This is a genomic window from Balneola sp., assembly GCA_003712055.1.
Taxonomy (GTDB): domain Bacteria; phylum Bacteroidota; class Rhodothermia; order Balneolales; family Balneolaceae; genus RHLJ01.
In genome coordinates this window covers 479,346-491,508 of the sequence record RHLJ01000001.1, presented here as the reverse complement: position 1 = coordinate 491,508, position 12,163 = coordinate 479,346, and the positions used below count along the sequence as shown (strand labels likewise).

The following is a 12,163-nucleotide window of genomic DNA, read 5'->3' as shown; positions in this document are numbered from 1 at the left end:
TTAAGAGTTATTTTTCTGTATCTGATTAAGGTTCTGGAGGGCTCTTTCTCTCAAATTCGTAAACTGATCTTCTGGGATATGCCCAGCTGTGAATTGGTAGTAAAGCCAGACGATATAGGTAGCCATTACATCTTCATAACAATAATGCTCAATGAGCGGTAATTCATTTCTTTTGAACATCTCATACACCTGGTTTCCTTCGCCTGTTTGCTTGAAGGGAATGCCAATAAGTTGTCCAAGATGTTTTAGCTTAGGCCAGGAGCTGGCTCCATAGTTACTGAACTCATCCACCAAATCCAGGTTATGTTTGCTATATCGATACCGGATATCGTAATCACTCATTCGGACAGGCATTTGTAGGCCGTGTTTCATAGCTCGATAGGTGAGAACGGGAATATCAAAGCCTTTTCCATTGTGATGAATTAGTCCAAAGTCTTTATAGGTACCTATAGTCTCGAAGATTTTCTGAAGTCCTTCTTTCTCATCAGTTCCATTCCAGGCGACTTTTTGTCGGGGCTGACCAGTATTTTCGATCCATAAACCTACCCAGGAAACCATGCGATGGTACATAGGTGGAAGGAAACCGGATTTATTTCTTGCCAGTTCTTCACTGGCTTTTTCTAATAGCAGCTCTTCATCTGATTTATCATCATGAAGTACAGTTCGAATAAATTCGATATCAGGAATAGTTTCTAGATCAAAAATAAAATACATGTCAGAAGGCCGGATTGCTGGCTGATAATACTAAAATGAGTAGACATTTCAACTGGACGGAACAGCTTGTCGTTGATATGTAGACCCACTCCAATTAAATTAAGGCCAGTCATGATCAAAGACCTCAAATATCTAGCTGCTTATATAAATCCCACTCTAACAGTGCTTGGGCTATGGTTAGGAGGGGGCTATACGTTCATGAATGTGATTTTTGTATTCGTACTTGTTCCTATCATTGATCAGTTTAGTCCCATTTCAGAGGAGAACGTTTCAATAAATGAGCAAGCCGAATTTTTGAAACGTCGGTTATTTGATTGGTTGTTATATCTCAACCTTCCCATTCTGTACTTTGTGTTAGGTTATTTTATCTATCAGTTAAATACAGTTCCAATGACTGGTTTCGAAATGGCTGGTAACCTTATATCAGTAGGTATTGTGATTGGAACATGCGGTATCAATGTAGGCCATGAATTGGGGCATCGGACTTCGAAGATTGATCATTTAACTTCGCAGCTTTTGCTTCTTCCAGCGCTTTATGTCCATTTCTTTGTAGAGCATAACAGAGGCCATCACAAACATGTTGGGACTGATCTTGATCCTGCCAGCGCCAAGAAAGGGGAGGGGCTTTATTTCTTCTGGTTGAAATCAACTTTTTTAGGGTATTCCAGTGCATGGAAGATTGAAGCAGATCGTCTGAGAAAAAATAAGCAAGGAGTGTTCTCTATTGATAATACCATGCTGTTATTCACCTTTTCACAGATTGGCTATATCTGGCTGATTTATTTTTTTACAGGATATCCAAATATGCTCTATGTGTTGTTAGCAGGAGTGATTGGTTTGTTGCTTCTTGAAACCATCAATTACCTTGAGCACTACGGGTTAAGAAGAAAGAAGCTTGAAAATGGCCGATATGAAAAAGTACTACCCAAGCATTCCTGGAATTCCAATCATAGTTTTGGACGAATTGTACTATATGAACTTACTCGCCATTCCGATCATCATTATATAGCAAGTAAGAAGTACCAGATATTAGATCACCATGAAGATTCACCCCAACTCCCTGCAGGTTATCCTGCTATGATCCTGGCTGCACTATTACCTCCGCTTTGGTTTTTTCTGATGGATAAGAGGATACCTTGAGGGATGTTTAGGTAAGAATAAAGAACAAGGAATTAAGAGGTAAGATTTGAAAGGCATTGTACAATGATCAATGTTCAATGTTCACTCAGCTTAACTCTCCGGCCAGGCTTTGTTGAAATAGTTTCTCAATGATTCCTTTGTCTTCATAGTTGCCCAGTAGCCACATCATTTTTGTAAGAGCAGCTTCAAGTGTCATGTCGGCACCGGAAATTGCTCCAGCCTTAAGAGCAGCTCTACCGGCTGGGTATTTGGTAAGATTAACGGCATCATAATCGGCCTGTGAGAGGAGCACCACAATCACTCCATGCTCTCTGCATTTTTCAAAGAAAGGGAGGAGACTATACTCACCTTTCATTGGGAAATTTCCGCTACCAAATGATCGAACGATGATTGCTTTTAGTTTTGAAAGTTCCAATGCCATTAGGTAGTTGGTGTTTAATGAAGGAAATACATTTAGTACCAGCACCGAATTGTCAAATGATGGAAGAACACTAAAGGGATGTTCTCCTGAAATAGGAGAAATATTGAGTTCTACTTCCAATCCAATTTCTGCCAATTCAGGAAAATTTGGAGAGCCAAAAGCATCAAAATCTCCAATACTCGTTTTGGTAGCTCTGTTGCCGCGATAGACATGATCATTAAAACAAATAGCTACTTCATTGATTTTAGTAGTAGCTATTTCGATTGCATTAATGAAATTTCGACGGGCATCACTTCTGATATTACTTAAAGGAACCTGGCTTCCGGTTAAAATAACCGGTTTGGACAGATTGATCAGGCTGAAAGAAAGGGCAGAGGCAGTAAAGGCCATAGTATCGGTTCCGTGGAGAATTACGAAGCCATCATAAGCATCATAATGTTCTTCGATACAGCGGGCTAGTTCAGTCCAATGTTCTCGGTTTAGGTCGGAGCTGTCTTCAAAGAAAAGAGGAACGGTAGTAATTTCGGCCAGTTCATTCAGTCCTTCAATTCGCTGATATAGGGTTTCAGACCAGGCTTCGGGATCCAACTCAACGCCTTCACCTTTAGCGCTCATGGCGATGGTTCCTCCGGTTTGAATAATGAGGATTTTTTTCATCTTGATTCTTTGCTCCAGTCGATTAACTTAACGCTTCACATTCTCTTCACGAATGTTCAGCATGTTCATTGACAAATATAAGCGCAAAATATGAAAGCGCTTTTCTTTTCTAAAATAATCAGCAATCAAAAACGGAGTTCGCCATGAAAGTATATAATCCTACCCGCATCCGAAATGTTGTACTGTTGGGTCATTCAGGCTCCGGTAAAACAACACTCGCTGAGACTATGTTGTTTGAGTCCGGAGCCACCAATCGACGAGGAACTATTGAAGATCAAAATACGGTATCAGATTACCATCAGCAGGAAAAAGAGAAAGGTAAATCGATTTTCGCATCATTTATGAATTTAGACTGGAGGGGACACAAAATTAACCTAATCGATACTCCGGGAACCTCTGATTATATAGGGGAAGTAGTAGGAGCATTACGGGTCGCAGATACAGCAATTTTTACACTTAATGCAGAAAACGGGGTAGAAGTCGCAACCGATTCTCTATGGAAATACACACAAAAGTATCAAACCCCTTCTATGTTTGTGGTTAACAAACTGGATAATGAACGGTCTGATTTTTGGAAGGCTGTGGATGAAGCAAAAGAACACTTTGGCCGAGAAGTAACGGTAGTTCAGTACCCCTTTAGTGAGGGAGGGGATTTCCATGCCATTATTGATGTGCTAAGAATGACAATGTATGAATTTCCTGAAGGAGGAGGTAAGCCCGATAAACTTCCTATTCCTGAATCTGAGCAGGAGCGAGCATCACGATTACACCAGGAGCTGGTAGAAGTAATTGCCGAAAATGATGAGACCTTAATGGATATCTATTTCGAGCATGGAGAACTGGACGAAGAACAAATGCAAAAAGGACTTCATTTGTCCTTAGTAAAACAACAAATTTATCCGCTTTTCTGTGCATGTGCATCAAGGAATATGGGTACGGGTAGAATCATGGGTTTTATAGATGATGTGGCTCCTAATCCTCTTGAAGTATCTTCTCCAAAAACCGAAGCAGGAGACGACTTCGTCATGAATCCGGATGGAAAACCAGTCATGTTTCTATTTAAAACCCATTCCGAGTCTCATGTTGGTGATCTGATATATTTTAAAGTATATAGTGGCTCAGTTCTGGCTGGAATGGATTTGGTAAATGAAAGTAACTCCAATACGGTGCGCCTTGGAAATCTCTACCTAACCGAAGGGCATAAGCGCATTGAAATTGCCGAAGTTAAAACGGGAGATATAGGAGCGGTTGTAAAGCTCAAGGACAGTGAGGTGAATGATACACTTCATGAAAAAGGTAATGATGTAAAACTGGATCCTATTCATTTTCCGGCTACAACTATCCGAACGGCAGTTAAATTAGTGAAAGAAGGAGATGAAGATAAATTGGGCAATGCCCTCCATCAGATTCATCGTGAAGACCCATCCGTAGTAATTGAACACAGCCAGGAACTGAAACAAATAATTATACATGGACAAGGTGAGGAGCATCTAAATACTATAGAACACGCCCTTACCAATAGGTTTCATCTGGATATTGAGTTCATTACCCCCCGAATACCTTATCGGGAAACGATTGGCTCTCCAATTAAAACTAGATACAAGCACAAGAAACAGTCTGGGGGAGCCGGGCAGTATGCCGAAGTTCATTTCCTGATTGAGCCTTTTGAAGAAGGAATGCCAGATCCTGTTGATATGAAAGTCAGAAACAGAGAAGACCATGAATTATCATGGGGAGGGAAGCTTGTATTCCAGAACTGCATAGTTGGGGGTGTGATCGATAATCGCTTTATGCCTGCAATTGTAAAGGGAATTATGGAAAAGATGGAGAATGGACCAATGAGTGGTTGTAGAGCCAGGGACATTCGAGTTTCTGTGTATGATGGATCGATGCACTCCGTTGATTCCAACGAAGCAGCTTTCAAAACTGCAGCCCGTATGGCATTCCGCGATGGTTTCCTACAGGCAAATCCAAGGTTAATGGAGCCTGTATACGAAATCGAAGTAACCGTACCCTCAGATTATATGGGGGATGTGATGAGCGACCTTGGCACACGTCGGGGACAGATCCAGGGAATGGATGCAGAAGGTTCACTTCAAAAGATTAAGGCTCATGTTCCTTTAGAAGAATTGGATCACTATTCAACCCGGCTTAAGTCTATGACCCAAGGTAGTGCCACTTATTCAAGAAGTTTTTCCCATTATGCCCAGGTTCCGTTTGATATCCAGGAACGGGTGATACAGGAAAACCTGGAGTTAGAAGAAGCATGAGGTAATTAAGTGTATGAAGTAAGATAGATCATAGCACAACAATTGTTTAATAGCTTATTTGTTACTAGTTAATGGTTATTGGAAAGGAGATTCACCAATAACCATTAACGTGCGGGAAATCTTTATAAAAAATTACCACCCGGAATTCATCCTCGGTGGTAATGAAGGACATTGAAATCTATGTTTGTCTCTATTCTTTCTGTCTCTATTCAGAAAGCTCTATCGCTTAAAAAAATAATTTCTTGTTCACACGCCTTTTATTAATCTTGATTTGTAATCAAAGTTGCTGGATAGTATGTTAACTCTATCGGGTAGAAAGTTGTCTTCAATTGATATTAAAGGCATCACTAAAAGGTGTATTTATGGGTAGCCCTTTTGTGGTATTCTAGAGATATGCTTTTCTAAATCACTTCAATCTTAATAAAATTTGCTGTCATGAGTTCAAAATCAGATCAATCGTTGGGCCTTCTGAAACCATATATTCGATTAACAAAAAATACTTCCAATGAATACTCTTTGTGGATAGCTGTATTCATTCCTAAGAATTACAAAATATCTCAGCAGCCATCCATCAGTATAGAAAATCCTAAACTTGTACAGGTTAATGTAGATGTTGATGGGCCAAAGAAAAATCCTTCAGAGCAATGGGAAGTAGTGCCATTGGTAGTTTCATTGCCCACACCTGAAAATAAAGTAGCTCCTGATACCCAGATAAAAGTTACGGTTTGGCTAGATGATCCTGAGGATGAAGGTAGTACAGTAACCAAATATGATGAAGCCGAAGAAGAGTAACCCTTTATCATTAGGGGGAGTATTCATCTCAAGGGCTTTAAGAGTAATATGGGGGATAGTGTTGCTGGTTATGCCAGTGGCATTATTCGCACAAGATTTATCTCAGATCGAGTATCAGGCTCAAAAAGCAGATGAGTTTTATCCATCCCGATTAGATTCTGCTGCTTATTATGCAAACGAAGCATGGTTTTCCATACAAAACCTGGGATTAAATACTCCTCTGCATGAAGAAATGGCTGACTTGCTTGGCTTGATATATCGCAGGCAGGGTAAAACGAATGAATCAGAAACCTTTTTTCTGAGAGCAATCGAGCTTAGCAAGAAAAAGGGGAATCAGCAGCAACTGGCTGATTCCTATAACAGAATTGGACTATTATATCGGGGCACAGGTAGGTATGATGAAGCTATCGGCTACTACCGACAAAGTATTAGCCTGAAAAGGGCATTTGGAGATATGAGAGGAGTAGCCGGATCATTTAATAATCTTGGAAATGCATATAGGGCACATGGGAGCTCTGATTCGGCTTATGCCAGTTATCAAACCAGTATTGACATACGAGAAACACTGGGAGATGAGCGCTATCTTTCAAGTGCGTTATTAAATATGGGTAACTGGCTTGCAGGGGAAGCCGACTATCAAAATGCACTGGTATATTATGAACGATTTAAAGAGATAAAAACCGCTTCAGAAGATACTATTGGACTATCGATGGTGATAAATAATATTGGTAATCTGTACTTCGATTGGGGACAATATGACAACGCGCTATCCAATTACCTAGCCAGTTTAGAGCTTGCACTTATATCAAGCCCGGAAGACGGTAAACTGTTGGCTTCAAAATATCTAAACATTGGAGTGGTATACGAAAAGCAAGAATATTTCGAAGAGGCCATTCAATATTTTAGAGAAGCTTTTCGGGTATATACTCAGTTTGATGATCCTCAGGGAAAGGGAGAAGTCTTCCAGAATCTTGGAAAAGTATTTGATGAAATTAGTGAACCCGACTCAGCGCTTAAATATTACAACAGGGCTCTAGAAATGGTCGAAGGAACCAATAATTCTGGTCGAAGAGCAAATATTCTGAGTAATCTTGGGGTGTTATTCAATCAAAAAAAGGAGTACAGGCAGGCACGAGATTACCTATTAGAGGCTGGAACTTTGTACGAAGAATTAGAAGATCATCGTAAGCTGGCTGAGGTGTATAATAATTTGGGTGCGACCTATTTCTATTTGGGAAACGCCATTCAATCGGAGAACTACTATTTAAGGAGTCTTCAATATGCAGACGAATCGGAGTATTTAGAAATTCAGCGAAGTGCATCATTTGGATTGGCTGAGCTATACGCTGATGTTAATGATTTCGAGAACGCATATAACTTTCAGCTACTTTATGATGCATATAAAGACAGCCTCGTAAACCTTGCTCGAATAAAGGCTATTGAAGAGTTAATCACGGAATATGAAACAGAAAAAATAGAGGCGCAGAATCAGGTTTTAAGGGCTCAAAACGCCGAGGATCAGGCGGTAATTGAACGAAGGAATGCTGAAAATAGAGCACTTATAATTAGTGTATTCTCGTTACTGGGTACGGTAATAGGGATCATCGCCTGGTTTCAGTATAGAAGTAGGAAAAAGAGGATTATCTCAGCACAAAAAGAAACACTTTATCAAAACCAGATTGACTCCTTGTTAGATAAACAGCGCCTGGAATCAATTTCGGCAATGATGGAAGGGCAAGATAAAGAACGAAAAAGGCTTGCTGCAGAACTACATGATCGCCTCGGAAGTATTCTTTCTTTGGTAAAACTATACTTTAGTTCCTTAAACGAAGATATCAAGGAAAAGCAGCCCGAATTGCTTCCTTCATTTACTGAAGGAAATCAGTTTTTGGATGATGCATTTAAAGAGGTTCGTGCATTAATAAAGGAAATGAAAGAAGGTACTTCCTCTGGTGAGGGTTTGACCAGGGATTTGGAGACCCTGCTATCCAAAATTACTAAGCTTGGTATCGAGATAAATAGTAGAATTGAACTGGACAGGAAACTTGATAATCTTGTGGAGATGAATGTATATAGGATTATTCAAGAGGCTTTAAGTAATTCACTTAAGTATTCCAGAGCGGAGCTTATTGAATTAGAATTAGACCTGGATGAAGAAAATCAATTGAATGTGATGATCAAAGATAACGGGGTAGGATTTGATACCAGCATTATTGAAGCAGAAAGTATAAGGCAGGATAGTTACGGTTTGGAGAATATGGAGAACAGGGTAAAACTATTAGGTGGTAAATTTAACCTCGAGGCCGAGTTAGGAAAGGGTGTAACCATTGATATTCATATTCCTGTCATTCAAAAAGAAGGCATTTGGAGTTCACTCACATTAAACTGATATGGTTAAAGTAGTACTTGTAGATGATCACAAAGTATTTCTTCAAGGGGTTGAGGTACTACTCAACCGGAATGAAGAAATAGAAGTTATCGGTACCTTCACTAATGGGTTGGAGGTGATGCGTTTCCTTGCTACAGGGCTTCAACCTGATGTGCTTATGTTGGATATAGAAATGGGAAAACCTAATGGGGTAGAAGTCGCAGAAAATGTATTACGTCAATATCCTTCTGTTAAGATAATTATGCTTAGCACTTACTTTAATGAAGACTTTATCAGTCACTTGATGGAAAGTGGGATTTCGGGATATTTGTTGAAAAGTGTTGGTTTCCCTGAAATGAAAAAAGCAATTAAAGATGTTGCTATGGGCAGTTTCGCATTTAGTCCTGAGGTTATGGAAGTAATAGTAAGCGGATATAAATCTTCCTCTGGTCTTTTAGATACTTCGACTAATGATGATACAGGAAAACTTACTGATCGTGAAGTAGAGCTAATTCGGCTAATCGCCGAAGAATTTACCATGAAAGAAATTGCCGAGAGCTTATTTCTAAGCGAACATACTGTAAAGACTCATCGCAAGAATATAATGGCCAAACTGGATGTCAAAAATACGGCTGGCTTAATTAAGAAAGCCTTTATTCTTGGGTTGATTGAGTAAAAACAAAGTCGTCCTGAGCATACTTGCGAAGGATCTAATTGGGTAAAGATCCGATTAGATTTTTCGGCAGTAGCCTCAGAATGACTATTTAAAAGAAAGAATATTAATTGAGATTAACCTGCCAATAACCAACATCCAGCCATCGATCAAACTTAATTCCCATCTTTGGGAAGTGAGCTACTTTCTTCATTCCAAACTTCTCGTGTAGTGCGATACTTGCTTCATTGGGAAGAGTAATCACAGCAATGATTACCAGCATGCCTGCTTCTTTGAGCTTGTTAAATAGTGCAGTGTAGAGTTTAGTGCCCCATCCTTTGGTGATAACAGTAGGGGAGATATAAATGGAAACCTCACAGGTAAAACGATAACCATCTCGTGGGTTCCATATTCTCGAATATGCATACCCGATTATCTCACCATCTTTTTCTGCTACTAGCCAAAACTGCTCGGAATCCAATGTCTTTTTTATCTTGTCTTCATAGAAGGAAGAGGAAACCGTTTCGTATTCCATCGTTGCTCCCGAGTGTTCTACGTAATGATTGTAGATTTTGGTAATAGCCGGAGCGTCCAATAGCGTGGCTTCCCTGATCATAACAGGCTAGAGCTCTCGAATACGGATATTCTTAAATGCCACATAATCCCCATGATCCTGTAAACTGATATGCCCTGTATTTGATTTTCCCCAGTCAGGAAAGTGTTTTGAGAACTTACTTTTGATATAAGCCTGCTGCCACTGCGGACTTCCTTCTGTAAATTCCAGCACTTTAATATCATTTAGCCAGTGTTCAACCCGCCCATTATCATATACCAGGCGAACTTTATTCCACTCGCCAGGAGGGTTTAGTTGTTTTAAGGAAGTATCAGGAGCAAACATATCATAATTTGCAGCGGTGAGGCGATGGGGGAGGTATTCGGAAGCAGAGTTCACGTCATCCAGTAACTGGTATTCAGGGGCGGTTTCAAAATCGTTGTTATACTTTGGGTCTTCGACCACATGGTACATGATACCGCTATTTCCACCTCGACTCATTCTGTATTCCAGCTCAAGTACAAAATTCCCGAATTGCTGTTCCGTGATGATAGATTTACCAAAGCCGGTATTCTTAGTTACATCATCTCCATCTTTAGAAATAATGATAGTCCCATCTTCGATTTGCCATTTTGGATTGATGGTGTCAGAATTATACTCTTTCCACCCCTCAAAGCTTTCTCCATCAAACAGTGAAATCCATTCTGGCTCGCTTTCAACTTCCTTTACTTGTTGTTGAGGTTCATCTGCGCAAAAGGAAATCAGAAAAGAAATAAAAAGAAGTGAAAGGACGTGTCTGGTATTCATATATCAATTTTAGTTTCGAAAAGGTTAAGGGTAAAAGGACTTTGTTTCAAGTAGCTTTGATACTGGCAATGATAATCGAATATTCAGGAATAATGACTTTCCCCAGTACTTCTGTTTCAGGCTCTTTTTTATTAATAATCTCTTGTACCGCAAGGCCATGGTCTTCTAGTAAGCTGGACACTTTTTCATTAGTGTAATATTCGAAATTAAATTGGGTACTCGGATATTCTTTTAGACAATTTTCGGGGCGAATAGAAATGACCAATAAACCTTCCAGGGTAATTACTCTTCTAAATTCGTTGAGAATTGAAGTATGATCGTTCCAAAAATAAAGGGTATTAATCGTAAACAATCGGTCAATAGATTGCTCTGAAACAGGAAGGTGTTGAGCAGGAGAAGTATGAAATACTGCTAGTCCCTTTTCAATATATTCTCGGTTAACTGAAGAAGCCAGTTGAACCATATCTTCAGAATAATCTATACCAGTATATCTTAGATCATCAGCCTGCTCCAGGATTTGAGAAACAAAAAATCCATTACCCATTCCTATTTCCAGAATGTGATTACCTTCTTCAATCTGAAGGGCAGAGATCGTAGCCAGATTCATTGTTTTGTTGCTTTCATTCATGGCCAGAGCAACTTCAGTCCCAAACTCCCCGCTTGGTTTTCGAAGCTGGGCAGCTACTTCTTTTAGGAAAGCCTCATCATGCATATTGTTTTCTTTCAAAATACGGTATGAGTTTGATTACCTTTGCTCAAAAGTTATAAAAGATGTCGATACGATCCTTAACAGAAAACGAGATTCAATCCATGCAATCAGGCAATATATGGAGCGAAGATTGTCCATTGCATCACTCACGCCTTCGTGTTGTTGAAATTAAATACTTTGGATTTGATGATTATGAGCATAGCTCAACGATGATTGTACTTGATAGTATTTCTGAACAGGTGAAGCTTATTTTTGAAGAGCTTTTTTCTGTTGCATTCCCAATCTATAGTATCGTACCCATGGAGCAATTTAAAGGGGATGATGTTGCTTCTATGGAGGCTAATAACTCCTCTGCCTTTAACGGACGTAGAATAATGAATACCGATCGTTGGAGTAGTCATGCTTATGGTTGTGCCATTGATATTAATCCGGCTCAGAATCCATATATGCTATTAGATAAGAAGCAGGCGAAAATTAACGTGTTTCCATCAAGCGCAATTGATTATGTGAATAGAAATTCAATTCGGAAAGGGATGGTAGAACCGATAGTGCAAATTTTTGAGAAGCACGGATTTACAGATTGGGGAGGGGGTTGGGTACACAAGCCCGATTACCACCACTTTCAATTGCCCTGGGAGTCAATTCATAAGCTGGTCTAGTTCATAATCAATTCTAATCACTTTCATAACGATAAGCCCTTAGTTCGCCAACACTAAAGTCAGGGTAATTTGAGGCAGGGTATTGAGAATCATTAAATCTTAATTCCCAACCAGTAGTTTGATCTGGTGCAAGGGAAAAAGTGAAAGAAGTATTCTCTCCACCCATTTTGAAAGAAGAATTAGCATCCCTGAAAAAAGATCCTTCTAAGTACCAAATAGGAATGATATTGGAGTTACTATTATTGGTAATAGTACCATTAGCACGGAATTCATTTCCGAATACATAGGTGGAATCTAAAGAAATACTGACATTTTGAATGACAATAACATCTTCGCTGCCAGTAACTGTCGATGATTCACAACTTAAAACTACTAGCATAAAAAGAATAGAGAGTGTTGCTGAAAATTGCTTCATGACCTG

The 12,163-nt window shown here is 39.6% G+C and carries 12 protein-coding genes; 6 read left to right on the top strand and 6 right to left on the bottom strand.

What is annotated here, in order from left to right:
* Complete coding sequence (locus tag ED557_02250) at positions 1-714, bottom strand: hypothetical protein (GenBank protein ID RNC85615.1); 714 nt, start codon at positions 712-714, stop codon at positions 1-3.
* Between the two features lie 114 nt (positions 715-828).
* Here ED557_02250 and ED557_02245 point away from each other — a divergent pair, with 114 nt between their 5' ends.
* A complete protein-coding gene (locus ED557_02245) occupies positions 829-1,854 on the top strand; it encodes an alkane 1-monooxygenase (GenBank protein RNC86145.1) in 1,026 nt (341 codons plus the stop codon).
* Between the two features lie 85 nt (positions 1,855-1,939).
* Here the strand turns inward: ED557_02245 and ED557_02240 are convergent, their stop codons facing one another.
* Positions 1,940-2,932, bottom strand: coding sequence for an asparaginase (locus ED557_02240; protein RNC85614.1), 993 nt, complete (start codon positions 2,930-2,932; stop codon positions 1,940-1,942).
* A 143-nt stretch (positions 2,933-3,075) separates the two neighbouring features.
* On the opposite strand from ED557_02240, the gene ED557_02235 reads away from it, so the two are divergent.
* From ED557_02235 to ED557_02220, 4 genes are all read left to right on the top strand, one after another.
* Positions 3,076-5,202: an elongation factor G gene (locus ED557_02235; protein RNC85613.1), complete on the top strand. Its 2,127-nt coding sequence runs from the start codon at positions 3,076-3,078 to the stop codon at positions 5,200-5,202.
* A gap of 435 nt (positions 5,203-5,637) precedes the next feature.
* Entirely contained in the window at positions 5,638-5,994 is a 357-nt protein-coding gene (locus tag ED557_02230; protein RNC85612.1) for a hypothetical protein, read from the top strand.
* A complete protein-coding gene (locus tag ED557_02225; GenBank protein ID RNC85611.1) occupies positions 5,972-8,383 on the top strand; it encodes a tetratricopeptide repeat-containing sensor histidine kinase in 2,412 nt (803 codons plus the stop codon). Before ED557_02230 ends, ED557_02225 begins: the two co-directional genes overlap by 23 nt.
* A 1-nt stretch (position 8,384) precedes the next feature.
* Entirely contained in the window at positions 8,385-9,038 is a 654-nt protein-coding gene (locus tag ED557_02220) for a DNA-binding response regulator (GenBank protein ID RNC85610.1), read from the top strand.
* A 103-nt stretch (positions 9,039-9,141) separates the two neighbouring features.
* Here ED557_02220 and ED557_02215 read toward each other — a convergent pair whose 3' ends face one another.
* From ED557_02215 to ED557_02205, 3 genes are read right to left on the bottom strand one after another with little or no spacing between them, the layout of a single operon-like run.
* On the bottom strand, positions 9,142-9,630 hold the full coding sequence (locus tag ED557_02215; protein ID RNC85609.1) for an N-acetyltransferase: 489 nt from the start codon (positions 9,628-9,630) through the stop codon (positions 9,142-9,144).
* A gap of 6 nt (positions 9,631-9,636) precedes the next feature.
* On the bottom strand, positions 9,637-10,374 hold the full coding sequence (locus tag ED557_02210; protein RNC85608.1) for a DUF1080 domain-containing protein: 738 nt from the start codon (positions 10,372-10,374) through the stop codon (positions 9,637-9,639).
* Between the two features lie 46 nt (positions 10,375-10,420).
* The gene (locus tag ED557_02205) at positions 10,421-11,086 is read right to left on the bottom strand and encodes a class I SAM-dependent methyltransferase (protein ID RNC85607.1); all 666 of its coding nucleotides are present in this window, start codon (positions 11,084-11,086) and stop codon (positions 10,421-10,423) included.
* A gap of 59 nt (positions 11,087-11,145) precedes the next feature.
* Here ED557_02205 and ED557_02200 point away from each other — a divergent pair, with 59 nt between their 5' ends.
* Positions 11,146-11,742 (top strand): M15 family peptidase, encoded by a 597-nt coding sequence (locus ED557_02200; protein ID RNC85606.1) that lies wholly within the window; start codon positions 11,146-11,148, stop codon positions 11,740-11,742.
* A 13-nt stretch (positions 11,743-11,755) separates the two neighbouring features.
* Here the strand turns inward: ED557_02200 and ED557_02195 are convergent, their stop codons facing one another.
* Positions 11,756-12,157: a hypothetical protein gene (locus ED557_02195; GenBank protein ID RNC85605.1), complete on the bottom strand. Its 402-nt coding sequence runs from the start codon at positions 12,155-12,157 to the stop codon at positions 11,756-11,758.
* Positions 12,158-12,163 lie beyond the last annotated feature (6 nt).